At 63.4% G+C, this 23,083-nt stretch carries 28 protein-coding genes; 24 read left to right on the top strand and 4 right to left on the bottom strand.

All coding sequences use genetic code 11. The features are described 5' to 3' along the window. Nucleotides 1–2: 2 nt before the first annotated feature. From EZJ19_RS00975 to EZJ19_RS00895, 18 genes are all read left to right on the top strand, one after another. Nucleotides 3–374, top strand: coding sequence for a hypothetical protein (locus EZJ19_RS00975; RefSeq protein ID WP_131444437.1), 372 nt, complete (start codon nt 3–5; stop codon nt 372–374). 3 nt (nt 375–377) lie between these two features. Further along, nucleotides 378–680, top strand: coding sequence for a type IV conjugative transfer system protein TraL (gene traL, locus EZJ19_RS00970; RefSeq protein ID WP_131444436.1), 303 nt, complete (start codon nt 378–380; stop codon nt 678–680). A 13-nt stretch (nt 681–693) separates the two neighbouring features. Next, entirely contained in the window at nt 694–1,311 is a 618-nt protein-coding gene (gene traE / locus EZJ19_RS00965; RefSeq protein WP_131444435.1) for a type IV conjugative transfer system protein TraE, read from the top strand. Continuing rightward, on the top strand, nt 1,289–2,035 hold the full coding sequence (locus tag EZJ19_RS00960) for a TraK domain-containing protein (protein WP_165873407.1): 747 nt from the start codon (nt 1,289–1,291) through the stop codon (nt 2,033–2,035). Before traE ends, EZJ19_RS00960 begins: the two co-directional genes overlap by 23 nt. Nucleotides 2,036–2,078: 43 nt before the next feature. After that, nucleotides 2,079–3,392 (top strand): TraB/TrbI/VirB10 family type IV secretion system protein, encoded by a 1,314-nt coding sequence (locus tag EZJ19_RS00955; RefSeq protein ID WP_131444433.1) that lies wholly within the window; start codon nt 2,079–2,081, stop codon nt 3,390–3,392. Next, complete coding sequence (locus EZJ19_RS00950; protein ID WP_131444432.1) at nt 3,389–4,153, top strand: DsbC family protein; 765 nt, start codon at nt 3,389–3,391, stop codon at nt 4,151–4,153. The genes EZJ19_RS00955 and EZJ19_RS00950 overlap by 4 nt, the downstream gene beginning before the upstream one ends. Before the next feature lie 184 nt (nt 4,154–4,337). After that, nucleotides 4,338–4,733: a TraV family lipoprotein gene (locus EZJ19_RS00945; protein ID WP_131444431.1), complete on the top strand. Its 396-nt coding sequence runs from the start codon at nt 4,338–4,340 to the stop codon at nt 4,731–4,733. 3 nt (nt 4,734–4,736) lie between these two features. Beyond that, nucleotides 4,737–7,292, top strand: coding sequence for a type IV secretion system protein TraC (gene traC, locus EZJ19_RS00940; protein ID WP_131444430.1), 2,556 nt, complete (start codon nt 4,737–4,739; stop codon nt 7,290–7,292). Beyond that, complete coding sequence (locus EZJ19_RS00935; RefSeq protein WP_131444429.1) at nt 7,292–7,654, top strand: hypothetical protein; 363 nt, start codon at nt 7,292–7,294, stop codon at nt 7,652–7,654. The genes traC and EZJ19_RS00935 overlap by 1 nt, the downstream gene beginning before the upstream one ends. A gap of 14 nt (nt 7,655–7,668) precedes the next feature. Then, complete coding sequence (locus EZJ19_RS00930; RefSeq protein WP_165873406.1) at nt 7,669–8,220, top strand: S26 family signal peptidase; 552 nt, start codon at nt 7,669–7,671, stop codon at nt 8,218–8,220. A gap of 2 nt (nt 8,221–8,222) precedes the next feature. Then, nucleotides 8,223–8,861 (top strand): type-F conjugative transfer system protein TraW, encoded by a 639-nt coding sequence (gene traW, locus EZJ19_RS00925; protein ID WP_131444427.1) that lies wholly within the window; start codon nt 8,223–8,225, stop codon nt 8,859–8,861. Beyond that, nucleotides 8,858–9,895, top strand: coding sequence for a TraU family protein (locus EZJ19_RS00920; RefSeq protein ID WP_131444426.1), 1,038 nt, complete (start codon nt 8,858–8,860; stop codon nt 9,893–9,895). The genes traW and EZJ19_RS00920 overlap by 4 nt, the downstream gene beginning before the upstream one ends. Before the next feature lie 10 nt (nt 9,896–9,905). Next, the gene (gene trbC / locus EZJ19_RS00915) at nt 9,906–10,613 is read left to right on the top strand and encodes a type-F conjugative transfer system pilin assembly protein TrbC (protein ID WP_131444425.1); all 708 of its coding nucleotides are present in this window, start codon (nt 9,906–9,908) and stop codon (nt 10,611–10,613) included. Nucleotides 10,614–11,055: 442 nt separating this feature from the next. Continuing rightward, nucleotides 11,056–12,177, top strand: a complete 1,122-nt coding sequence (traN, locus tag EZJ19_RS00910) for a conjugal transfer protein TraN (RefSeq protein ID WP_165873405.1) — start codon at nt 11,056–11,058, stop codon at nt 12,175–12,177. Further along, the gene (locus tag EZJ19_RS15710) at nt 12,159–12,560 is read left to right on the top strand and encodes a hypothetical protein (protein WP_165873404.1); all 402 of its coding nucleotides are present in this window, start codon (nt 12,159–12,161) and stop codon (nt 12,558–12,560) included. The genes traN and EZJ19_RS15710 overlap by 19 nt, the downstream gene beginning before the upstream one ends. Further along, complete coding sequence (traF, locus tag EZJ19_RS00905) at nt 12,553–13,449, top strand: conjugal transfer protein TraF (protein WP_165873403.1); 897 nt, start codon at nt 12,553–12,555, stop codon at nt 13,447–13,449. Before EZJ19_RS15710 ends, traF begins: the two co-directional genes overlap by 8 nt. Continuing rightward, nucleotides 13,446–14,873 carry a conjugal transfer protein TraH gene (locus EZJ19_RS00900; protein WP_131444422.1) on the top strand — a complete coding sequence of 476 codons (1,428 nt, stop codon included), beginning with the start codon at nt 13,446–13,448 and terminating at the stop codon, nt 14,871–14,873. The genes traF and EZJ19_RS00900 overlap by 4 nt, the downstream gene beginning before the upstream one ends. Nucleotides 14,874–14,892: 19 nt before the next feature. After that, on the top strand, nt 14,893–17,832 hold the full coding sequence (locus tag EZJ19_RS00895) for a conjugal transfer protein TraG N-terminal domain-containing protein (RefSeq protein ID WP_165873402.1): 2,940 nt from the start codon (nt 14,893–14,895) through the stop codon (nt 17,830–17,832). Between the two features lie 5 nt (nt 17,833–17,837). Here EZJ19_RS00895 and EZJ19_RS00890 read toward each other — a convergent pair whose 3' ends face one another. After that, the gene (locus EZJ19_RS00890; RefSeq protein WP_131444420.1) at nt 17,838–18,143 is read right to left on the bottom strand and encodes a hypothetical protein; all 306 of its coding nucleotides are present in this window, start codon (nt 18,141–18,143) and stop codon (nt 17,838–17,840) included. Between the two features lie 37 nt (nt 18,144–18,180). Between EZJ19_RS00890 and EZJ19_RS00885 the strand changes: the two genes are divergently transcribed. Both EZJ19_RS00885 and EZJ19_RS00880 read left to right on the top strand, forming a co-directional pair. Further along, the gene (locus EZJ19_RS00885; RefSeq protein ID WP_420813083.1) at nt 18,181–18,480 is read left to right on the top strand and encodes a plasmid mobilization protein; all 300 of its coding nucleotides are present in this window, start codon (nt 18,181–18,183) and stop codon (nt 18,478–18,480) included. A 17-nt stretch (nt 18,481–18,497) separates the two neighbouring features. After that, nucleotides 18,498–18,707, top strand: a complete 210-nt coding sequence (locus EZJ19_RS00880) for a hypothetical protein (RefSeq protein ID WP_206199267.1) — start codon at nt 18,498–18,500, stop codon at nt 18,705–18,707. A gap of 117 nt (nt 18,708–18,824) precedes the next feature. On the opposite strand, the gene EZJ19_RS00875 is transcribed toward EZJ19_RS00880, so the two are convergent. From EZJ19_RS00875 to EZJ19_RS00865, 3 genes are read right to left on the bottom strand one after another with little or no spacing between them, the layout of a single operon-like run. Further along, nucleotides 18,825–19,031, bottom strand: coding sequence for a hypothetical protein (locus tag EZJ19_RS00875; protein WP_131444418.1), 207 nt, complete (start codon nt 19,029–19,031; stop codon nt 18,825–18,827). 25 nt (nt 19,032–19,056) lie between these two features. Then, complete coding sequence (locus EZJ19_RS00870) at nt 19,057–19,341, bottom strand: type II toxin-antitoxin system RelE/ParE family toxin (protein WP_131444417.1); 285 nt, start codon at nt 19,339–19,341, stop codon at nt 19,057–19,059. Continuing rightward, on the bottom strand, nt 19,329–19,619 hold the full coding sequence (locus tag EZJ19_RS00865; protein ID WP_131444416.1) for a CopG family ribbon-helix-helix protein: 291 nt from the start codon (nt 19,617–19,619) through the stop codon (nt 19,329–19,331). The genes EZJ19_RS00870 and EZJ19_RS00865 overlap by 13 nt, the downstream gene beginning before the upstream one ends. Nucleotides 19,620–20,028: 409 nt before the next feature. On the opposite strand from EZJ19_RS00865, the gene EZJ19_RS16740 reads away from it, so the two are divergent. From EZJ19_RS16740 to EZJ19_RS00845, 4 genes are all read left to right on the top strand, one after another. Then, entirely contained in the window at nt 20,029–20,847 is an 819-nt protein-coding gene (locus EZJ19_RS16740) for an OmpA family protein (RefSeq protein WP_420813082.1), read from the top strand. A 125-nt stretch (nt 20,848–20,972) separates the two neighbouring features. Next, nucleotides 20,973–21,449: an outer membrane lipoprotein gene (locus tag EZJ19_RS00855; protein WP_131444414.1), complete on the top strand. Its 477-nt coding sequence runs from the start codon at nt 20,973–20,975 to the stop codon at nt 21,447–21,449. A gap of 37 nt (nt 21,450–21,486) precedes the next feature. Continuing rightward, on the top strand, nt 21,487–21,780 hold the full coding sequence (locus EZJ19_RS00850) for a hypothetical protein (RefSeq protein WP_131444413.1): 294 nt from the start codon (nt 21,487–21,489) through the stop codon (nt 21,778–21,780). Nucleotides 21,781–21,945: 165 nt separating this feature from the next. Further along, nucleotides 21,946–23,040 (top strand): coiled-coil domain-containing protein, encoded by a 1,095-nt coding sequence (locus EZJ19_RS00845; RefSeq protein WP_131444412.1) that lies wholly within the window; start codon nt 21,946–21,948, stop codon nt 23,038–23,040. Nucleotides 23,041–23,083: the final 43 nt, after the last annotated feature.

The raw sequence follows: 23,083 nt of genomic DNA, 5'->3' as shown, positions 1-23,083 counted from the left end.
TCATGAAACTCGCCAAAGTAGTTTCCGCCCGCCTGGTCCAGGCCAAACACGCCATCGACACCAAGACCACCGCCTGGTACGTCGCCAGTGTGCTCGGCCTGGCTGCCGTGACCGGCGACGCCCTGGCCATCAGCCTCGACATGGGCAACGTCGGCGCCGCCACCGGCCTCGGCCCCATGCAGGCGGCCATCCAGCAGTTCGCCGACATGAACACCGGCCTCAAGGCCCTGGTGATCGTCATCGGCTTCCTGGTGGCCTTGATCGGTCTGGCCGCCCTGCGCAACTTCGCGCCGGTACTCGGCTACATCGGCTTGGCGATCTTCGCCGCCGTCGGCCTGACCGCCGGCTTTGCCGTTGCGGGCGCGATGCTCTGACCCATGGAAGGCAGCCGCATCCTTCGGCACCTGGACGATCCTTGGAAACTCGGGTTGTGGGAGATGGACGTGTCTATCACGTTCATCTTTTTCCTCTTCCTGGGGTTCGTGAAAGGGACCATGTGGGGACTCTTCGTCTGTGCCGCCCTGGGGTACTACGCCAGTTCCCGGATCTCCAAGCTGAAGGCCATGCGGCACACCGGCTACCTGTGGCATTTCCTGTACTGGTGGCTGCCCCAGGAACTGATGTTGCTCATACCGCGTGGCGTGATACCCCCCTCCCACTACCGTGAGTTGGCGGGCTGACCAGGAAGGAACGATGAAAAAAGACGCATACGAGGCCGACGTCCAGGTCCTGAGCACTCAGAACAAAAACCTCTGGCTGGCCGTGGCCGGCCTGATCCTCTTGCTGATCCTGGCGCTCATGCTCGTCTGGTCGAGCATGGGCTCCAGCCGGACCGTCGTGACACCGCCGAACATCGAGAAGTCGTTCTGGATCACGAACGGCACCGCGTCGGATACCTACCTGACCCAGATGGCCCAGTGGGTATCGTTCCTGTCGTTAGATGTCACGCCCGACAACGTGGCCTACAAATCCGACCTGTTGCTCAAGCTGGCGCACCCGGACTATCACGGCGCCCTGCAGCAGAAACTGCGTATCAACGCCGAAAAGATCCGCCGGGACAACGCTTCCACGTCATTCGACGTGCGCGTGGCCAAGGCGGCCCCGGATGCTTTGGCCGCCATCCTGACCGGGTATCTCAAGGTGACGATCAACGGCACTGTGGTGAAGAACGAACTTCGCCATTACCTGGCACGTTTCTCGATCGTGGGCGGCCAGGCCCAACTCATCAAGTTCAGGCGGGTAAAGATCGATGACTTCAAGGCCGTCCTGGCCGAGACGGAGACTGACGATGAAAACGAACTGGAACAATAGCCTCGCCTTCTGCCTGGCCGCGCTGGCCATGGTCCAGGCACCGGCCTGGGCATTGCAGCAATACGAGGTCAAGCCCGACGGCGCCGTGTCGGCCCGGATCGCCGTGCGGGAAACGTCGCGCATCAAGGTCGAGGGGGCGCGCATCCTGGAGGTGTTCGGCTCCATCTATTCGCCCGACAACCAGGCTGGCGAACTGATGGCTTCTCCCGATGCGGCCAGCGGCGAACTGTATGTCATCCCGTCGGCGATGGCGACGCCGGGCAAACCGATCAACATCTTCGTCAAAACCGAGAAGGGAACGGTCTACACCCTGCTGCTCACTCCCTTCGACATCCCCAGCGACACGGTCGTGTTGAAGGACCGATCGCTGCCGCTCGATACCCCGCCGGCGGCGGCTGACGCAGCACCTGATCGGATCCGCGAGATCAAGGCCATGGAATTGGCCCTACGCGCAAGGACCGTGCCCGCGGGCTACACCGCCGTCAACCTGGGACGGCCGGTCCAACTGTGGCAGGAAGCTCGCTTCGTCGAGATGAGGCGGGTCATGAACCCGTACCTGGCTGGCACCGTGTATTCGCTAACCAACATCTCTGATGCACCGATGGTGCTCGATGCACGGGAGTTCTTCGACACCGACGTGGCCGCCGTGGCGGTGGAGCGCGAGGCCCTGGAGCCGGGCGACACCACCCGGATCCATGTGATCAGGGAGCGGCGCGGTGACTAATTCTTCCGCCAAAACCCCGGGCGTCGCGCCGGCCTGGTCCGGCATGCGCGGCCTCAAGAACTCTCGCCGCGCCCAGTTGGCCATCATCCTGGTGCTGGTGATCGGGCTCTGGGGGCTCTTCGTGCTGCTGTTGTCGTCTGGCTCAAAGCCCAAGTCGGAGCAGAAGGAGGGCGTGGATCCCGGCAAGGTCGCGGTCAAGGCCATCACGGCTCCCGGTGAGGTGGTCACCGATGCCCAGCGCTGGCTGTACAAGGCCGGCGACGATATCGCTGTGCTGAAGGGGCGGGTCAGCGAGAGCGATACCCAGAACAAAGAACTGGTCGCTCGTCTACAGAAACTGGAAGAGGAATTGAAACACCAGCAGGAGGCCGGCAAGGGTGCGGCTCCCGCGCGGGCCGACTATCCGCCCGGTTCGCCGTCGAATCCCGGCCAGGCCAGGCCAGGCCCGAAATTCATCCCGCCGCCGGTGCCCGGCCAGGCCGCCACAACCGCACCCGCCACAACCGTTCCGGTCGCGGCCCCGTTGCCGCCGCGTCCCGGCATTGGTCGCATCAGCCTGGCCGCCTTCCGGGCGCCCCAGGCGCCGGCTGCCGCTCCTCAAGGTGGCCCGCAGGCCACGCCGGCGCTTCCGCCATCCGGCAAAGCGGACCAAGCTGGCAAACCCGACAAAGATTCCCAGCGTCAGGTCGGCAAGACCTTCCTGCCGATCGGTTTTGTGAAGGCTCGCCTCCTGGGCGGTATTGACGCCCCCACCAGCGGCAGCGGCCAATCCAATCCGCTGCCGGTGTTCCTGCATATCGAAGATCTCGCTTGGCTGCCCAACCACTGGCGTGCCAACGTCAAGGATTGCATGGTGACTACGGCCGCCTACGGCGACCTGTCGTCCGAGCGGGCGTATTTCCGTCTGGAGAAACTGTCCTGTGTCCGCCATGATGGCCAAGTCCTGGAGCAGAACGTGTCCGGCACGGTCTACGGCGAGGACGGCAAGGTCGGCATGCGCGGCCGGCTGGTGAGCAAACAGGGGCAGATTTTGGCCAATGCACTACTCGCAGGCGTGGTGTCGGGCATCGGCCGCGGCATCGTCTACCAGTCCTCCACCACAGGCGTCACGGCACTCGGTACCACCGTCACCGAAGCAGATCCGGGCAAGGAATTCCAGACAGGCATGGCCCAGGGCGTGAACACTGCCATGGACCGACTGGCCCAGTATTACATCTCCCTTGCCGACAAGTCCTACCCGGTAATCGAGATCGATGCCCAGCGGCAGGTCGACATCGCGTTCACGCGCGGCACGAGCCTGGATGTCCCGCTGCCGGACCAACCGGACCTGTTGTCGATGCGTCGGGGTGACCAATGATCAAGCGTCTCCTCACCGTAGTTGCCTTGGCCGCCCTGGCGGCCGTCAGCCAGGCGGCCGAGGTGCCGGCCTACTCTTCTCCGGACCAGGTGATGGCGACCCTGGCGGCTCGTTATCCCGCCACCCGGATCGATGCGGTACGCGAGAGCGGGCTTCCCGGCGTCTACGAACTGGCCATGGGTCGCAAGCTGGTCTACGTCGACGCCAGCGGCACCTACTTCCTGTTCGGCCACATCTTCGACCTGGCCGCCAACCGCGACCTGACCGAGGAACGCCTCCAGGAGTTGGCCAGGGTCGACGTGTCGGCGATCGCCGCCGACCAGCTGCTCGACGCCGGCGTCGCCCAGGGGCAGGGACGGCGCGTGGTCTACGTGTTCTCCGACCCGGCCTGTATCCACTGCCGCCAGATGGAGAAAACCCTAGCGGTGCTGCCCGACGTGGACATCCACGTCGTGGTGTTGCCCCTGCAGGAGGGTTCGATGGCCATCGCACGGGACATCTGGTGTGCGGCTGATCGTCAAGCCGCCTGGTCCGCCTGGATGTTGCGCGGCGAACAACCCAAGGCTGCGGCGCCGTCCTGCGACGCGGAGCGGGTGATGCGGCGAAACCTCGACCTGGCCAACCGCTTCGGCATCCGCGGCACTCCGGGTCTGGTATCCGCTGACGGGCGCGTCTCCATGGGGGCGATGAACGCCCGCGACCTGGCCGCCTGGCTGGCGGCCGGGCAAACCTCCAATGCCATCTCAGAGGTATCACAATGAAGCGCCATGCATCCCTTCTGCCGGTCCTGCTCCTGGTGGGCGGCTGTTCTACTCTGAGCGGCTTGTCCGGCTCCAGTGACCGGCTGTCCTGCCCGTTGAGCGAGGGCGTGACCTGCAAGCCGATGAGCCAGGTGTATGAGGAGAGCGTGCAGGGCCAGAACAAGGTTGCGGATCCGGCGTTGGAATCCCAAACGCCCGCCCCCATCGCGCCGACTCGCGCCCGCCCACACGGCTGGTTGCCTCCGCAGCGGCCGACGGCGAGCCTGTCCCCCTCCGGACCCGTCCCAACACACAGCGCATCTGGGTGGCGCCCTGGCAGGACGCCGATGGCGATCTGCACGAGGACGCCTGGATCGTCGTCCGGCTGGATGATGGCAACTGGATGATGGAGCATGTGCGCGAACGGGCTCATGCCGGGTTCTCCGCGACGCTCAAGGCGCCGCCAGCCTCCTCTTCGGCGGAGTCCCGCGAAGAAGAGCCGCCGGCTGCCGCCACGGCCGTTCCCACGCTGGTCCCCGCCCTCACTCCCGCCCGCGCCCCCGCCGCCGGTGCCGGCCTCCCCTTCGTTCCCACACGCTGAACCATGGACACGAACGCGACCCTCCCGGGCTGGCTGGATTGGCTGGCCGGCCTATTCAAGCCGAGGGCGGAAGAAGAGGACGGCGGCGATTCGCAGCAGTTTTCCACTTACTTACCGTATCGGAGTTGGGACAGCGACACCAACCTTTTCATCCTGGGCAACCAGGTCGGGTTCTGTCTCGAGTTGGCACCCCAGTCCGGATCCGATCAGTCCATGGCCGACATCCTGGAAGGATTGTTGCATGGCTGGCCGGTCGGCACCGGCCTGCAGTTCCATTTGTTCGGCACGCCGCATATACGACGCAGGCTGACGCAGTACGCCAATCTCCGGGTGTCTGATTCAGATATCAAGGAACGTTCCGACGAGGCGGGCCGGCCGGCCCGCAACAAGAACATCTACCGGACCCTGGCCCGGCGAAGATTCGAGCATTTGGCCAGGGCCGCCCACCAGTCCCTGACCCGTGGTTACTCCTACCTGCTGCGTGATTTCCGCCTGGTGTTGTCGGTCACCGTTCCGATCCGCTTCAACGACCACGCCCGCATACAGGAACTTCTGAACTCCAGAGCCGGTATGGTGACCACCTTGCGAGGGGCCGGTTTTCCAGCCCGTGAATGGGAGGCGGGCGACCTCCTGAACTGGTGCGCCGACTTCTGCAACCCGCACCGGCTGCACAGCGACCTGCCTTCATTCAACTACGACCAGGGGCGCCTGCTCAACGCCCAGATGGTCGACTTCGATACGCTGCAGACCGAACACGGCCGAGGCCTGCGGTTCACCAATACCCGCCACCCGGACCTGCCTGTCGAGATGCGTGCCTATGCGGTGAAGGGCTATCCGAAGCGGTTCTCCCTGGGGCGCATGGGTGCGCTGATCGGCGACCTGACCCAGTCCTCGTTGCAGTATCCCTGCCCCTTCCTGCTGACCATGGGGGCGTATTTCACCGATCCCTCCGGCACCAAGGCCAGCGTGGTGATGAACCAGGCCCGGGCGACGCAAAACGCCCAGTCCAAAATGGCCCCGCTCATGCCCGACCTCCAGGAAAAGAAGGAAGATTGGGACGAGGCCCTGCGGGTCGTGGACGGTGGTGGTGGCCTGGTCAAGGCCTACCACACGCTCCTACTGTTCCCGACCGAGGACCAAGCCTCGACGGCGGATAAGGCGGCCGAGTCGATCTGGCGCGACCAGGGATTCGAGTTGTGCCACATGACCTACATCCAGCGCACGATCCTGCTGGCGTCCCTGCCCATGGGATTGGACGGCGCCATGTTCAAACTGTTGACCCGCTTCAAGGTGCCATCGTCCAAGAGCTACGAGAACGTCACGGCTCTGGCGCCGATGATCGCCGAGTGGTCCGGCACCCCGACGCCGACCATGATCCTCGGTGGCCGGCGCGGCCAGCTCATCTCGCTGGACTTCTACGACAACACCTTGGGCGGCTACGGCGTCGCCATCGTCGGCGGCATCGGCTCCGGCAAATCGACCTGGCTACAGGAGATCACCTGGAGCTATCTGGGTGCTGGCGCCAAGGTCTGGCACCTGGACCTGGGCCGCAGCGCGGAACGCCTGGTCAGCAAGACCGGCGGCATGTTCCTGGACATCCGGGAGGGCTCCGGCATTAACGTAAACCCGTTCAGCCATGTCGTCAGCATCACCGACGACATGGACATGCTGCAGGCCGTCGTGGCCAAGATGGCCGCGCCCTTCGCGGACCTGGATCCGTTCCAGTACCAGGCCGTGGGCACGGTCATCAAGCGGATCTGGGACCAGAAAGGCCGGGACACCACCATCACCGACATCCGCGATTGGTTCGCCCGCGGCCGTATCAACGACGACGACCCTTTCGACGGCCGGCTGCACGACCTGGCCACCATGTTGTCGCCCTACGCCCAGGGGGGCGCCTATGCCGAGTTCTTCGACGGCCCCTCCAATATCAACTTCGACGTCAACCACCTGGTCATCGAGTTGGAGTCCCTCAAGCGGTCGGCGGCCCTGCACCGGGTGGTGATGATCGCCATGCTGTTCCGGATCACCTCCCAGATGTTCTTTACCCGAAACCGGCAGAAGCTTTTCATCATCGACGAATTGAAGCAGCAGCTGGGCACCGAAGGCGACAACACGCTGACGCGGATCATTGAGGAGACCGCGCTCAGAGCGCGTAAATACGGCGGCGCCCTGATCACCGCGACCCAGATGGTGGAGCACTACTACGCTTCCGACGCCCTGCATGCCGCCTTCGCGCAGTCGGATTTCCTCATCGTGCTGCGGCAGCGGCGGGAATCCATCGAGAAGCTCGCCCAGGAAGGCAAGCTCCACCTGGACGAGGGCCGCAAGCGCCTCCTGGCCAGCCTGCGCAAGGAGGACGGGGCCTACTCGGAGGCCTACGTCTACAGCCCGATGGGCGAGGGTGTGGTGCGTCTCATCCTCGATCCTCGCACCCTGTTGCTGTTCACCAATCGGTACGAGGACAACGCCCCCCTGGACGAACTGCAGGCTCAGGGGCATAGCCTCGACGAGGCCATCGAGATTCTGTTGCAACGACGTGGCGGGAGGGCGGCCTGATGACGGCGCGCGACTGGATGTTCATTCTGCTGGCCAACTCCGTGCTGACACTGGGCGCCGTCGGCCTCTACCACTATCTTTCCATTGATCGGCAAATCCGGATCGGCGTGGTCGACCTGGCGTCCGTGTACCGGGAAAAGGAACAGCAGTTCTCCAAGCTGGTCGCCAACGGGAACGCGACCGATGATGACCGCAAGAAGGCCGTGGCGGCCGCGCAGGATTTCGCCAAGACCCTGCCGGCCGCTCTTGCGTCGCTCTCGAACGAGTGTGGGTGCGTTGTCTTGCTTGGCAACGCAGTGGCCTCCAGGACGGCCCAGGTCCAGGACCTGACGCCGCTCCTGCGCGCCAAGGTGGGGATGTAATGCGGGCCCGGCGGATGGCGTGCCCACACCCCATTTTTACGCGGGCGCCGCGCGGGCGCATCTACGCCTTTCTTGCGTGGCTCGGCCGCGAGGCCTTGGCCCTCCTGCTCTCACCCCTGCGCTACTGGCCGGCTACTCTGATCATCGTGCCCGTCCTGGTCTGGACGGCAATGCATTACCGGTTCAACCTCAGCCCGTCGCTGCCCTGGACCGTGGCCCGCGTCGAATACGGCCGGACGCCGGCGCGGGGCGAATACATGTTGTACACGTACCGTGGCCCCATCGAAGGCCTGCCGTCGCACACCTTCTTCAAGCGGGTGGCTGGAATCCCAGGTGACACGATCCTCGTCGACGGCCGCCGGGTCTGGGTGGCCGGCCGCCTGGTCGGCGAGGCCGCCGAGCACACCCACAAGGGCGTGCGGCTGACCACGATCCGGCCCGGCACGATACCGGACGGATTCCTGTTCGCCCAAGGCGACCACCCGGCGTCGTTCGACAGCCGCTACGCCGAGAGCGGCCTCGTGCCGTTCGATGCCGTGATCGGCGTCGCCCATCCGGTGTTCTGACCATGCTGGCTTGCCTGCGCCACCTGTTGATCCTCCTGGCTCTGGCCGGCCTCACGGCCCCCTGCCAGGCCGTGGACCTCGGCCTCATCGGCAAGACCTACGCCATCACCGAACCCGATTTCCTGGACGAGATCCAGGCGATCGCGCGCCAGAAAGTGGAGAGCGGCGAGTGGCGGCGCATCATGCTCGATGCGCGGGAGCGCGCCCGTCAAACGCTTGAGAATCCGGTGGCCGTCGAGGGGCTCCGCACAGCCAAGGTCAACCGTATCCGGCGCTTCGATCCCAGTATCACCCTGGCGGAGGACGTCCTCGATGAGTCTGGCCGGGTACTATTCCCGGCCGGCACCACGGTCAACCCCGCCGACATCGCGCCGTTCCCCGGTGCGCTGTTGCTCATGAACGGCCGCGAGAAGGCCCAGCAGGCGGTCGCCCGCCGGTTGATCGCCCGCTGGGGCGATCGGCTCAAGATCATTCTGGTCGACGGCTCGCCGCCGCAACTCATGCGCGAATGGAAACGCCCCGTCTATTTCGACCAAGCCGGAGCGATCACGAACCGATTCGGCATTGAGAACGTCCCGGCGCTGGTCACCCAGGCCGGGCCGGCCGACCGCTTCCTGACCATTGAGGAGATCAAGCCATGAGCATGAGGCGGCACCTGGGCATCCTCGCATTGGCGGTGGCGGTTCTCGCTGGCCAGGCCATGCCGGCCACAGCCGAGGATAGCATCGTGAATGGCGGCTGCACTGGCCGTTTCCCCAATCTTGTGACGGACATCTGTTGGCGGTGCATGCTGCCGCTGTCTATCGGCAGCGCGCACATCGCCAACATCGGAGGCCAGACGGATATCGACAACCCGGGTAATCCAGTATGCATGTGCGGAGGATTTCCCCCGAAGATCGGCCTGACGCTCGGATTCTGGGAGCCCGCGCAACTCGCGGAAGTGCCGCGGGAACCCTTCTGTTTCCCGACCCTGGGGGGGCTCAGCCTGGATACGGGATCCATGCCCGGGCGCCATTCCAGGAATTCCAAGACCCCCGAGAACTACACCTCGACCGCGTTCTATCAGGCGCACCATTACACCTTCCCGGCCATGTACGTCCTGGGCGTGATGAACGATCACCCGTGCCTGGTGCAGAACTCGATCGACATCGGCTTCATCACCGAATATGACCCGACCTGGATCGACCCGAATCTTTCCGCCTGGATCAACCCGGAGGCCCTGCTGTTCGCCAACCCGGTCGCACTGGCAGCCTGCGCCGGCGACTGCGTCGCATCGACCACCAGCAAGCCCGTCTCCAGCCTGTTCTGGTGCGCGGGGTGCCAGGGGTCCCTCCATCCCATGCAGGGCTTTGTACCGCACCATACCGGCGGGGTGGCCACGTCGCTTCTGCTGGCGGAACGCCTGCAGGCCAAGATGCACAAGTTCTCCGTCGCTTGGGAATACCACGGTTCCGGAGCCTTGTGCGGTCCACATCCGAACATGGTCATGGATCGCCAGGCGTACAAGACCCAGATGGTCTACCCGGTACCGAACACGGCCAAGGTCAACGGCAAGTGCTGCCAGAACTTCGGGGAATCCTCCATCGTGTGGGGCGCCGGCAAGGAGGTTCCGGGGCGCGAGGATTTTGCCTACCTGCTGTTCCGCAAGCGGAACTGCTGCATGACCTTCTACTGATGACTTCGCCATGCGTAACGGACTCTTACTCGTCATGATTCTTCTGGCTCAGGTGGTGCAGGGCTCGTCTGCGCAGGCTGGCACCGACGCGGCGATAGTGGACTGGCAAGGCCGGATCGATGCGGCCGTCCGTGCCGCCGACGATGCCGAGGCGGGGTGGCGCCAGCGGATCGGTACCGCCGTCGGGACCTCGGGAGAGGCCGCCAGCGTCGACAATCTGCCCAAACCGGCCAGCGTGCCGGTGCAGGATGTCGGCCAGCTCGCCGAGCGTTTCCAGGGCTACCTGGACCGGCAGAGAGGCGGCGACGCGGCTCCCGGCGGCCTCTCCGTGTTCGTTTCCCTCAGCATGCCCCGCGCCAGCCTGCAGCGTTTGATTGCCGACGCCGAGGCGACCGGAGCGACCCTGGTGTTGCGCGGGATGGTGGAACGATCCATCAGCAAGACCGCTATCGCCGTACAGAAACTGATCGGCGAGAGGCGGGTGGCCTGGACCATCGACCCCGACGCCTTCCGGCGCTTCAACGTCGAAGCCGTGCCGGTCTTCGTTCTCACCCGCGCCGGCGCCCAGTCTCTGGGTTGCGGCGACGATCAATGCCTGCCGGATACCGACTATGTCCGGCTCACCGGCGACGTGAGCATTGGATATGCCTTGGATACCATCGACCGCCTGCAGCCTGATTTCCACGCCCAGGTTGAGAAAGCGAGGGCAGGGCGATGAGAAAGTGGATGGTGTCGGCACTTATCACGTGCGTTGCCGGCCCCGCATATGCCGACGCGGCGAGTGAGGCACGCACGGCGGGCCAGGCGTCGATCTCGACGATCAACGGCGGCCTGCAATCCGACCAGCAATGGACCGCTCCGGCTATCACCGCGTTACCTGGCGGTACTCTGCCACAGGCCACCGCATCCGGGGCGGAGGCGAGCAGCATAGCGATGGCGGCCCAATGTGCGACCAATCCGAGCGCGCACGTGGAATGCGAGGCCATCAATGCCGCATCGGCAAACATGCAACCCGCCTCGACATATCAGGCCGCCATGAGCGGATACACCGACGCGGACTTACTTCGTTCCGGTCAGATTTCGTTCAGCGACGAAGAAGGGCTCGGCATAGGGGCACATATAGCTGCACCACCAGTACGGAAACCACCGGCTCATACCAGATGTACGCCATCCTTCTTCAAGGACTTCAAAACACCCGGTATGACTGCTTGCCTGTCGACGACCAGGTGGCCTGCTGTCGGCAAGGCACGGTACTAACCAGAATCAGCCAGTATTCGGGAGGCATATTCGCCAACTTGGATCCGGTCATATGGCGGTGCGTCGACAACACCAATTCGTCTGGCAATTGGCTGAGTAACCGCGTGCGCTGGCTGGATCCGTCCGATTCGCGCATCCAGGTCGAGGACAATACCTCTCAGCAGACGGTTACGACCTGCGAGAGCCAACCGCAAACGACCGAGACCGGCGCCGCTTGGGACCCGGGCAACGAGGCGGATAGCGACTTGGCCGAGGTCGTGGCCTACATGGAGGCCGGGCGCGAGGCAGGCGGCTACATGGACCCGGATACTTTGGAAATTTTCAAGGGCTACAAGAGCACGTGCAAAAAGAAGCTGTTCGGGGCGGTGAACTGCTGCGCTGGCGGTAGCGGGTCAGGAAGCGCGTTCTCCAATTCCGCGATCGGAGTCATGAGCACGGCCGGCAATGCGATGGCGTCGACCTATACCTACGACGCGCTGTTTGCCTCTCAGGCTCCCGATATGGTGATTGCCGGGTTCTCCACGCTGTTCGGCTCGGGCACGAATTCGGCGCTGGCCGGCATGCTGGCTGGCGACGTCAGTGTCGAGGGTTTCCTCTCCTCATTGGTGCCCGGGCCCTGGACCATCGCCATGATGGCCTTGCAGTTCTCCGGCTTGATGGACTGCAGTCAGAACGACCAGGAGACGGCCATGCGCAAGGACGCCAAGCTGTGCGTCAGCCTGGGCTCATATTGCTCAAAGAAGGTTCTTTTCGGGCCCTGCCTGGAACGGAAGCAGTCCTACTGTTGTTTCAACTCGGTGCTGGCCAAGCTCATCAACAAACAGGGCAAGGCGCAACTCGGCCGGAGCATGGGATCCGCCAGGCGTCCGAACTGTAGTGGCTTCACGCCAGCCGAGTTGCAGCAACTCGATCTCTCGGCCATGGACCTGACCGAGTTCATGGAGCAGGTCATGCCGGAGACCGACACCCCAGGGGCCACCTCCTGCTATTTCCACGGAGACACCTCATGTCCGGCCGTACATTGATGATTGCCGCGACCGCGATGGCCATGCTTGGCTTGCCGTCGCTGGTTCAAGCCCGCGAGAGCGTCACGTCGATCAAGCCGCTCCTCATCGAGGCCCTGCAGGCGGGCAAAGCCGCGGGAACCCTTGTCGGCCGCGATGCCCTGGCCCTCTCCGGGCAATTCGGTACAGCGGCCCCTATTCTGGTCGACGTGGAACGGATCGGCACCCACACGGAAGCCGGCTGTGGACGCCTGCGCGTCGTCACGCGCCAGGCCGGCGTGGTCGAGCGGGACGCGCAAGGCAAGGCCGGGCCGGCAACCGACCAGTCTTTCGCCTGGCAGGTCAACTATTGCCGCAGTGGCCGCTTCCCGATCGGGGAGAGCGGGGAGGGGGTCGATGAATAAGGTCATTGCTCTGCTTTTCTGGGCGGCCACAGCCCTTCTGGGCGGGCTGGGCGCCTCGCAAGCCATGTCGGCCACCCCGATGCCTGCTGCAGTCGATGCACAGGCCACAGAGGCGCCTAAACCGTTCCTTAAGGAACGCGAGACGGGCTGGTTCTGGTACAAGGATCCGCAGCCTGAGCCAGCTCCCAGTAAGAAATCTGACTCCAGGCTAGATAGCCATACTTCCGAGGCCGCGGCGGCCAAGCCCCCCGAGGTCCGGATGTACGAGAAATTCAAGGCCGACATGGTAGAGGCGCGCATCGTGGCCATGTTCAACCCCACCCAGGCCAACGTGGAGCGTTATGTCCAGTACCGGACCGCCTTGGTGCGCCTGGCGGACCAGTTCGCCGAGGCTGGCCAGCGGGTGGTGTGGGCTAACCCGCAATACGATTTCACCCAGGAACGGCCGGTCAACGTGGTCGGCCTGGAGGCCTACAAGCAGGAGCAGGCGAAACTTCAGCGGGAAACCCTGGAGCGCCTGGCCAAGGGGCATGTCCTGTATTTCTTCTTCCGATCGGACTGTCCGCATTGCCACGCCTTCGCCCCGGTCCTGCTCGGCTTTTCGCGGGCCACCGGGATCCAGGTTTTCCCGGTTTCCCTCGACGGTGGCGGCCTGCCCGAATTCCCGCGGCCGCACCGCGATCGGGGCCAGGCCGACGCCCTGGGCGTCACCCAGGTGCCGGCCCTGTACCTGGCCAACCCCTCCACCAGGGATGTCGTCGCCGTCGGCTTCGGTACGCTGTCCGAAACAGAATTGATCGACCGCCTGGTGGCGATCGCCAACCCCAGCGCCAGCCAGTACGTCGATGCGGCCACCCCCGTCCGTTCATTGGAAGGATTCGAACCATGACCATGAAGAATATCCATTGGAAGCCCCTGGCGCTGGCGATTGCGCTGCTGTCGGTTCCCTCCCTGTCGTCCGGCGAGTCCCTCCAGGCGCAGGCTGAAACCATGTTCAACGGCATGACGAACACCACGGCGCCCCAGGCCTTCAAGGGGCAGACCATGAACACCTACACCATGGGCTCGATGTTCACCCGGGTGCCTAACAAGACCTACCAGCTGCTGTCGGTCCAGGCACCCTACATCAGGGCCGGAAACTCCTGTGGCGGGATCGACGCCTTCGGCGGTTCCTTCAGCCACATCTCCTCCGAGCAGTTCAAGAACATGCTGAAGAACATCACGTCGGCCATACCGGGCGTGCTGTTCCAACTGGCCATCAAGTCCGTCGAGCCCCTGCTCGGGGATACCATGCAATGGTTCAAGTCCATCGAGAATATCGTCAACCGGGCGTCCATCTCGAGCTGCGAGGGGGCCAAGATGGCCCTCAATGAGGCCAATCAGCTGCTTGGCTTTTCTACCGCAAAAACGTGCGAATCGATCGCCACCACCCTGGGCATATCCAGCGACGCGGCGGACGCCCGTGAGAAGTGTGCGAGTTCCTCCGACGTCGACAGCGTCCTGGACGCCGGCGCCGACAACGACCAGACCAAGGCTCTGGTCCCCTTCTTCGGCAACATTGTCTGGCATGCCCTCAAGCGGATGGAGCACCTGGACGACGAGGACCGGGAACTCATCATGTCCATTACTGGCACGACGATCTACTCTCGGGCAACGGACGGCAAGGAGGATCCGAGGCCGATCGAGGCTACCGACCTCAATGTCGCCGCCCTGCTGCGTGGCGACGCGGAAGTGGATGCCGACGGCAATTCCACCATCAAGATGCTGAGTTGCGGCGGCGATACGGACGATTGCCTGAATCCCGTGGTGGTCAACCAGCCGTTCCGCCCCCTCACCGAGAGAGTGCGCGCCCTGATGGCCTCCCTGGCCGACAAGATCGCCTCTCGTGGTACGCCGACCGTCGCCGAGGTCAACTTCGTCAACAACGTGCCGGCGCCGGTTTACCGGATGCTGGCAATCGCCGGCAGTACACGGGACAACGACGTTGTCTCACAGGCCATCCGTGAGCAGTACAACGACTACGTGGCGGTGGAGTACGCCTACGCCTTGCTCTACCGCGCAGCCCATGAGGCCCTGACGGTGGGCCTGCATGGCTCGCAGTACAAGCCCAGTCAATTCGAACAACTGCAAATACATGCCGGCCGGGCACAATCGTTCTTGACGGGCCTGAACAGCGAGCGGCAGACCGCCGCGGCCAAAGCCCAGGCGGCCGTGAGCATCATCACCCATGTGGCCCAGCTGGAGCGCGATCTGCGCGCAGCGATGCCCCAGCAGGTCCTCGACCTGCTGGCCTACTCCGCCTTCGACCGCTGAGGATTTGGGGGAAACAACGGTGTCCGGCTACACCATCTACAGCTACGGCAACGTCGACACCCTGGCCACCCTGTTCAACGGCATGGCGGCCTTGATGGGGGCGGACGGCTACACCGGCGCGATCGCCATGGTGTTGATCCTGGGCTTCCTGGGCGCGCTTTTCGCCATGGCCTTCATGAAGCACATGTACGGCGTCAACTGGCTGATCGCCGTGTTCCTGATCAACGGTGTTCTCCTGGTGCCCAAGAGTACGATCCAGATCGTCGACCGGATGGCCGGCCAGGCACCGGTGGTCATCGACAACGTGCCGACCGGCATCGCCGCGCTGGCCTCGCTGGTATCGAGCATCGGCTCGACCCTGACGGAACTGTTCGAGACGGCGGCCCAAACCCTGCCAGTCGTGTTGGGCACGAACGCGACTGCCGCTTTGCCGGCCGATCTGACCTACGAGAAGACCGGGATGATGTTCGGGGCCACCCTCATCAAGGAGGCCACCACGCTCCGTTTCTCGAATCCGAACTTCAACGCCGACGTGGTCAACTTCGTCGCCAACTGCACCATCTACGACATCTCCCAAGGGTTCATCGATGCCGAAGATTTCGTCAACAAGTCGACGGATCTCTGGGCAATCATGGCCGACACCAACCCGGCCCGCTTCACCACCGTCCATGCGGCCGACGGCAGCGTCGACAGCTACCCCTGCACCCAGGCCTACACCATGCTCGACAACAGCATGACGAACCAGGTGGGACGGGCGATCCTCAACCTGGCCGTGCGCACCAGTCCGGCGCTCAAGGGCAAGATCGCCGGCAGTGTCGACCCGACCATGGAGAATGAGGCGCGTACCGCCCTGGAGGGCCAGCTGTCCGCCGCCTATACCCGCGCCCTGATCGGTGGTGGGGTAGCCGACACTGCCCAGATCGTGAGGCAGAACGGCCTGATCAACGCCGTCCGGGGCGCCGGCCTCCTGTTCAGCCAGCGGACCAATGACCCATCCGCCCTGATGCTCGGCCTGGCCCAGGCCCAGACCACGGCGGCTATGAACGCCCAGAAGATCGTCGGCGGCAAGATCGCCGAGGCGGCCCTGCCGATGCTGCATAACGCTATCCAGGCCGTGGTCTATTATTCGTTCCCGCTGGTGGTGCTGGTCGCCTTGATCCTGGGCGGGATGGGCGCCTTGCGCACCCTGAAGATGTACGCCTTGTCCCTGGTCTGGCTGGCCATGTGGCCGCCGCTTTATGCGGTGGTCAACTACCTCCACTCCACGGCGGCCGCCAAGGAGATTGCCTTGGCGGGCTATTATGACGGCGTCCAGGGCCTGACCATCGCCACGGCGCCGACCATCTACAACACCACGGTGTCCGAGCTGGCCATCACCAGTTGGCTGCTGGTGTCGGTGCCGTTGATCGCCAGCGCCATCGTTTTCGGGATGAACCAGGTGGCCAATGCCGCCATCGGCTTCATGTCGGCAACTGGAACATCCGCCAGCTTCGGGTCGAGGGGGGCAGGGGACTACTCCGGCAACGTGAGCATGGATCAGGTGAGTCTGGCGCCGAACCGCTCCGATGCGTTCATGAATCAATACACCAATGCCCTGGGGACCAGCACAACGGACCTGCAGACCGGGGACTTCCGGTACGCCGCCAACCTGGGGCGTGGGGCTGCGTCGCTCGGCAATACCATCGAGATCAGCAGCCGCCTGTCCACCGCATCGGCCAATGCCGAACGGATGGCTACCCAGGAATCCGAGGCGGCACAACAGACCCATGCGGCTACCCTGTCGACCATCCTCAGCGAAACCCACAAATGGGGGAGCGACAAGACCTACGGGGATGCCTGGCGGCATGGCGACAATGCCAGCCTGGCCACGAAGATCGACCGGATGAACAAGATCAGCGATCAGATCAAGAGCGATCTTGGGATTACGGATTCTGAGACAGCGGCCAGGGTTCTTGAGGCTTCCATCAAACTCCAGGGTAGCTTCGGTACTCCTGGGGCGCTTTCAGCCGTAACCGGCCTGGCGGCCTCGATCAATGCATCGGCGGGGGCCACCGGCAGGCAGGTGAGCACCGAGGAAGTGCAAGCCACCCTGGCGAAGGCGCACATGTCCGCGCGCGAGGCGGGCATTACCGACACCCACACTCTGGCCGACGAGTTCGTGAAGAGCCAGGAGTTCCAGAAGCGGCTGCACAGCGGCGACGATGGCGCCCGCCAGATCCAGGCGGCCCATCAAGATACCTTGACCCATACCCAGGCGGCCCAGAAGTCCCATGAGCAGGCCAGCGAGTACCGCCAGAGCGCCGAAAAGGTCATGGCCATGGCGGCGCGGGGCGAGATCAACTGGATTCCTGAGTTCCACAACTATGTCCGCCGGCATGCCCTCAATGCGCCGGGCGAGTATGGCATCCGGGACATGGGGGAACTGACAGGGGACAAGGCCACCTACTGGATGGCCAAATTCTTCGCCGAAGGGGAGATGGGGCGCGCCCTGGATGGCTCGCCTGTGTGGATGGAGCGGGCAGGATTGCCGCCGAACCGGCAGCCCATGACTCCGGAGGCGAATGCTGGTCTCGGTGGTGCTTATGCGGCGCTCGGCGTTCCTGCGATTGACGGCACTCCGGTGACCGCAGGAACCGTCGCTACGCAACATGAGAAAGATAAGGGATTAGTGCCAGAAGTGCCCGGATGGCAGGATCCGAAAACCAAGGGGGCGCCGTTAGTCGGGCAGGTCGAAGCCGCGAAAGGGGAGGCCGAACAAGAGGAGGCGCGTACCAGAGCCGAGGTCGGGGCAACACAGCAGGCCGACAGGCAGGCCTACAAAGACAGATCGGGTAGTACCTCTTATTGGAACAACCACCTCGGCGACAAGGACCCCCTAACAGGGCAACCAACAGACAAGAATGCCGTCGCGCGGGCGAAAGATGGCGCCAGCACAGGCGGCGCCAGCGGGAAATGGTGATGGGATCAGGCGTCGTGGTGATTCACGTTACAAACCAAGTAGCTGTATTCGGGATCAAGGGTGAAGTCTCCACCTACCGCGACCTTGTCGTCATCCGCCATTGTAGCGGCCATAGCGACGTGCTCGGGCCGAACGCGATCAGCATACCTTCTGTTGATGCCATAGATCACCAGTGCCCAGAGTGCGACCAGCGTGATTCCGATTGCAGTCAGCATGTCCAATACCTCGTTTTCTTTTTCTTCAGCGGTTCCAGTGTAGGTCTGCAGCAGAGCGCAGGCAACGCGGATCGATTGAATCGTATCATCGCGCACCCTATTATGCACATGTGCATGACATGTGCATACCTAAATGGAGTTCGCAATGACTACAGCAACAGCAAGGATTCCCGTCCTGGTGAGCCCTCAGGAAAAGACCCGGATCGCACAATTGGCCAAGGCTTCAGGCATCTCCATGGGAGAGTTCCTGCGCCGGGCGGCCATCTCCTTCCAGCCCTCGGAGGACGAGGCATTGCTGGTGGGGTTGATCGACCAAATGGAGAAGTCGACTGCCGAGGCCGGTGCGGCAATAGACGATGCGCTGGCGTTCGTCGAGGCCTCGAACGCCCGCATCGAGCGGATCGAAGCCGAGGCGGTCCGGGGGGCTCGATGATGGGTATTGGCGACAAGATGTGGGACGCCATCGCCACGGTCATCAAGATGAATGACAAGGTGGAGCGCATGGCGATAGCCATGAAGACTCAGCAGGAAAAGATCGAGGATCTGACCGGACGCGTGATCCGCCTGGAAACGGCCCTAGAAATCGCCCTTGCTCAGCAAGGCATTCGTGCGAAAGCCGGCACCAAAGTCAGCAAGCTTGAAGACAAGGAAAAGGCGTGACTATGAAATCCTGCTCGCCGGTGTTGGGTTGGCTGCCGTGAGGCTTGGCCGAGCGTCCCCCGCCATCGCTGCCGAGCCGCGGCGGCGAGCAACGAGCTTTTCCCGAAGTTCGGACAACTACTGGCTCGCCGTTGCGCTTTTCCAGTCCTCGGGTGTGGTGCGGGGGTTGTCGCTATCTTCGGCTGGTGCTTCGGGCGCTGCCGCCAACGCGTTGGCGATGACGTCGGGGCGGAAGATTGGCTTTATCTGGCGAACCGCCTCCAGCAGCTCTTCGCCCAAGTTGCGGCCCGCCTCTTTCTCTGCTAAGTCCTTGTCTGTCAGCATGAACGACCCCTTTGATGGCAACGCATCAATAGCCGATTTCCTTCTGATGACGCACGGCCACGACGGTGTTCCCATCGTACCGATACAGAGCCAGGTATCCGGAATCGCCGAAGTCGATGGGCCACTCGCGGTACTCCGGTTCCATGCCCTCGGCGGGCCGGCCGATGCCAGGCTGTCCCGCTACATTCCTGATGCTTCTACGGATGGCATTGATCGCTCGCCTGGCGGCATCAGGGTTCTTGCTTGCCAGGAAACGATAGAGCCGCTGCACATCCAGAAGAGCCGCCGGCGACCATATCAAACGTGGCAATCCGGCACCTCTGCATCCTCACCCGCTTCCAATTTGGCAAGCCATGCATCGGCCTCTTCAAACGTGACATGCAGCCCCGTCGCCTGGTATTCCTCCCAGGCTCGTATGGCATCCTGTCGGAACGCCTCGCGCTTCTCCTCCCGATCGACGTACTGCTGGATGGCCTCGCGCAGCAGCCAGTGCGGCGTGCGCTGGCGTGCCTCTGCCAGGCGTTTGACGCGCTCGCGCACATCCGGATCGAGCTTGACCGCTATAGGCCGTACACCCGTGTCTGACATTGTGCTTCCCCAATGGAGTATCATGAGGTATTACTTTAGCATACCTCGCATGCTTCGGCTGTTGCGGGGCTGGCACGCGATCCCACGCGGGGGACTCTTCGTCTCACCCCTCCTTGAAAGGATGCCGTCATGCTGAAACACCTCCTCGTCATTACCCTGTTCAGTCTTCTGGCCAGTGCCGGTGCTACGGCAGCGGATACAGCCTCGGACGCCTCCCGACTTCTCCCTCCCGTCCCGCAAAAAGCCATCAAGAAGGGGGGTATTGTTCCGGAATGTCTCTTCATGACCTGGGTTGCACACCCAAGATTCCGAACGCAACATCGGTGGACAAAATCTATGAACAGGGCTGGCGCGTCGTAAGCCATGTCATCGATTCATACGGCTACTACCGACTCGTCATCGAAGAGCAATGAAACCTCTTCGCCCGCTTGCCCCGCTCCTGGTGGCCACGCTCGCCGGCTGCCAGCTTTCGCCCACTACCCCTGGGGATGTGCGAACACCGCTGCCCGTTCGCGCGGCCGATCCGGGAATCGGTCAGGCCATCGACCCCGATACTGGCCAGGTCTATTACGTCGTCTGTGACCCATGCTTGAAGCCGACTCCCAAGACCCGGGCGCTCCCATCTTCGTTCGTTCCGGCGCGGCCAGTGGTCGCGCCGGCGCCGGCGGTTCCTGTCGACGCGGTTCCACCAGTTCCTGATCCTGTCCCGATCGTACCCGGCACGCCGGCTGCTGTGCCCGTTCCCGTCCAGCCTCCCGCTGCCGAGCCGGAACGAACGACAAAATCGGAGCCCGTAGTTCAGCCGGCGCCAGCGGCCGCACCGGCACCGGCGCCCATCGTGCATTGCGTTCCCTTTGCGTTCGGCCGCGCTACCTTCGGGCCCATCGGGATGAAGGCCCTCACGGCTTTAGTACCGGAGGCCAAGGCTGCAGAAGGCATTCATATCCGTGCCTACACCTCCAGGAGCCCCGGCGGCCGGAACAGCCAGGATGCCAACGAGACACTGGCTGCCGCGCGGGCCGAGGCAATCCGGCAGCATCTTATACAGGCGGGGATTGCTCCCTCGAGAATATCCACCAGCCACTGTACGGATTGTTTCATCGAGCCCAACGATACCGTCGCCGGACAGCAAGCAAATCGGCAAGCCGTGGTACTCCTCAGCGCAACGCACGACGTCCAGCCTCCGGCCGAGATCGACCGAAAACGGCATTCCGCTTGCCGTAGATAGGACCGGTAGATAGGAAAGGGCGATGCAAGGGATTGAACAGCCTGGCCAGGGCCGCTTCTGACGCGCCCTCGGCCGTGGCGGCAGGACAACATGAGGTCATAAAACCAACCACTAGGAGATGAGAAATGCAAAAAGCCGTATTGATGGCTGTTGCGCTTGCCAGCCTGTTACTGGCCGGCTGCGCATCGAGCTACAAACCCAACGTCTACCAGGGAGGCCAGGCCCAGCAGGCAATGAAGGTCAAACTCGCCACTGTGGTCGAGGTCCGCGAGGTCGAGATCGCCGCGCAGAACACCGGCACGGGTGCAACCGCCGGCGCGGCGGTGGGGGGCGTCGTCGGCGCCTATTCAGGTAGCCGGGGCGGAATTGTGTCCAGTATTGCCGGCGCCCTGGTCGGCGGGCTTGTCGGCAATGTTGTCGAGAAAGGCGTCAACGCAAAGAAGGGCGTTGAGATCACCTATCGGCTCGAGGGGTCAAACGAAGTCATGGCCCTCGTCCAGGAGCAGGACGAGGCCGACCCCATTCGAGTGGGCGATCGAATCAAGATCGTGGAAGGCGCAACCACCAGAGCGACAAAGCTGGCGGCCGATGCGGCGCTGTGACGCGCGCCGCTCTGGGCCGTGAGGGGAGGAGGGCCAAGTGCACGGGCTAGATATTCGGATGAGGTATGCCAAGGCCAGGATCGCCGTGAATGTTCTTGGCGCCGACCCGATGGACGAGCTTTGGGATAGTGTCATGGAAGCCGAAACCCTCGGACACCATGACTACCAGGCTGGACTGGGGCGAGACGACGTGCCGGCCATGTTCAAGGATGAGCGGGAGCTACGGGAGGCCTGGGAAGGAGGATGGGACGAACAAGACCAGATGGAAAGGATCAAGGAGTGCCCGTACTGCAATGATCCATCTTTCGTGTTCTGCCCCGTTCATGGCTAGACCGGATATTAATGGCCTTGCAACGTGACATGTCACGCGCTATGCTGCATCAACAGTGATTTTGTAGATGGGGCGATCATGGGTGGAGCGGCAACGGCAAAACAACGGCAGGCGGCTCTGAGAGCGCGGCGGCGTGATGAGGGTCTTAACTACATCCACCTCTGGATGAACCAAGACCAGGAGCGTGCTATCCGTGCCTTCCTGGACGATCCGGCTGCCAATCCGTTACATGTCACCCCCGAGCACAGCGTTGACGATGAGGTGACTCGCCTTCATTTCGACCTGGTGCAGAAGCAGAACGATCTACAGCAGCGCCTTCATGAGTTGACCCTGAAGGAAAACCGGTTGGAAGCCCAGCGCCAGGCTCAGGACGCTTTCGAAGCGGACCTGGCCAGGCGTGAAGAAAGGACTGAAGACACCTACCAGACGTACAAGTCCTGGCTGGGTGATTTGGATAAGCGCCGGGACACCATCGAGGAGCGGGAACGGGAACTCAACGTCCAGGAGAAGGATTTGAAGGTCGCTGGCGCCAGGCTCAAGCGGGACGGCGATGCCAAGAAGGTATCGGACAAGGCGCGCACTGAGGCCTTGATACAGCGGTTCACGACCGAACGAGACTACCGCCAGGCCGGCGAGGCCTACAAGCCCATTGTGGACGATTGGAAGATCGAGCAGCGCGTTCAGGAGTTGGCCAAGCTGACGGCGCGCACGAAGACTGTACGCACGTCCATGGCCACGCTGGCGCGGGAATTCAAGGAAACCCTTGGCGACAGGGAAACCGACGACCTCATGGATGCGGATGAGGTTCTATTCCGCATCGGCAACGCCGCTGGTGTTGCCCTGAAACGGGCGCGGGCACTGGAAGTCAAGCTCAAGGAAGCGGAGAAACAGCGCCACCAGACGGCCCACAAGGCGGCTACGGCGTACTTGCAGCCGCTTGATGACGCCGGGCAGACCATGGTTCTGTGCATTCTCTACAACTCGAATTATGAACTGGGCAAGTTCCTGGGGGCCGATCCCGCCTATTACAAGAGCATGTCGGAACGCTTGGCCGAAGTGAAGAAGCAGACCCACGACTACGTGCGCAACAAGATCAAGGATTACCTCAAGCAGGGTTGGACTCTCGAAAAGGGCCTGGCCCACCTCGATTCCGAGATCAGCCAGGCCATGCCGACGGAGCAGGAGGCCTATGGCCCTCGGGTCGAGCGGGCGATCGCAGCCGTCGTCGCCGAACGCCTGACCAAGGCGAACGCGCAATAGGGCGGGGGAGGGCGCCATCGAGGAGTTCACCCTTCCCCCTCCG

The organism is Parasulfuritortus cantonensis, from assembly GCF_004337445.1.
Lineage (GTDB): Bacteria > Pseudomonadota > Gammaproteobacteria > Burkholderiales > Thiobacillaceae > Parasulfuritortus > Parasulfuritortus cantonensis.
Note: the sequence above shows the minus strand (reverse complement) of the source record. Positions and strands in the feature narration are given on the sequence as shown.

Coding starts and splice junctions, on each gene's coding strand:
- traE (WP_131444435.1), top strand. CDS start 694: ATGAAAAAAGACGCATACGAGGCCGACGTCCAGGTCCTGAGCACTCAG.
- EZJ19_RS00880 (WP_206199267.1), top strand. CDS start 18,498: ATGTGGGACGCCATCGCCACGGTCATCAAGATGAATGACAAGGTGGAG.
- EZJ19_RS00920 (WP_131444426.1), top strand. CDS start 8,858: ATGAGCATGAGGCGGCACCTGGGCATCCTCGCATTGGCGGTGGCGGTT.
- EZJ19_RS00900 (WP_131444422.1), top strand. CDS start 13,446: ATGACCATGAAGAATATCCATTGGAAGCCCCTGGCGCTGGCGATTGCG.
- EZJ19_RS00955 (WP_131444433.1), top strand. CDS start 2,079: ATGCGCGGCCTCAAGAACTCTCGCCGCGCCCAGTTGGCCATCATCCTG.
- traF (WP_165873403.1), top strand. CDS start 12,553: ATGAATAAGGTCATTGCTCTGCTTTTCTGGGCGGCCACAGCCCTTCTG.
- trbC (WP_131444425.1), top strand. CDS start 9,906: ATGCGTAACGGACTCTTACTCGTCATGATTCTTCTGGCTCAGGTGGTG.
- traC (WP_131444430.1), top strand. CDS start 4,737: ATGGACACGAACGCGACCCTCCCGGGCTGGCTGGATTGGCTGGCCGGC.
- EZJ19_RS00845 (WP_131444412.1), top strand. CDS start 21,946: ATGAACCAAGACCAGGAGCGTGCTATCCGTGCCTTCCTGGACGATCCG.
- EZJ19_RS00855 (WP_131444414.1), top strand. CDS start 20,973: ATGCAAAAAGCCGTATTGATGGCTGTTGCGCTTGCCAGCCTGTTACTG.
- EZJ19_RS00865 (WP_131444416.1), bottom strand. CDS start 19,619: ATGTCAGACACGGGTGTACGGCCTATAGCGGTCAAGCTCGATCCGGAT.
- EZJ19_RS00875 (WP_131444418.1), bottom strand. CDS start 19,031: ATGCTGACAGACAAGGACTTAGCAGAGAAAGAGGCGGGCCGCAACTTG.
- traN (WP_165873405.1), top strand. CDS start 11,056: ATGTACGCCATCCTTCTTCAAGGACTTCAAAACACCCGGTATGACTGC.
- EZJ19_RS00960 (WP_165873407.1), top strand. CDS start 1,289: ATGAAAACGAACTGGAACAATAGCCTCGCCTTCTGCCTGGCCGCGCTG.
- EZJ19_RS00930 (WP_165873406.1), top strand. CDS start 7,669: ATGGCGTGCCCACACCCCATTTTTACGCGGGCGCCGCGCGGGCGCATC.
- EZJ19_RS15710 (WP_165873404.1), top strand. CDS start 12,159: ATGTCCGGCCGTACATTGATGATTGCCGCGACCGCGATGGCCATGCTT.
- EZJ19_RS16740 (WP_420813082.1), top strand. CDS start 20,029: ATGAAACCTCTTCGCCCGCTTGCCCCGCTCCTGGTGGCCACGCTCGCC.
- EZJ19_RS00935 (WP_131444429.1), top strand. CDS start 7,292: ATGACGGCGCGCGACTGGATGTTCATTCTGCTGGCCAACTCCGTGCTG.
- EZJ19_RS00885 (WP_420813083.1), top strand. CDS start 18,181: ATGGAGTTCGCAATGACTACAGCAACAGCAAGGATTCCCGTCCTGGTG.
- traW (WP_131444427.1), top strand. CDS start 8,223: ATGCTGGCTTGCCTGCGCCACCTGTTGATCCTCCTGGCTCTGGCCGGC.
- traL (WP_131444436.1), top strand. CDS start 378: ATGGAAGGCAGCCGCATCCTTCGGCACCTGGACGATCCTTGGAAACTC.
- EZJ19_RS00975 (WP_131444437.1), top strand. CDS start 3: ATGAAACTCGCCAAAGTAGTTTCCGCCCGCCTGGTCCAGGCCAAACAC.
- EZJ19_RS00950 (WP_131444432.1), top strand. CDS start 3,389: ATGATCAAGCGTCTCCTCACCGTAGTTGCCTTGGCCGCCCTGGCGGCC.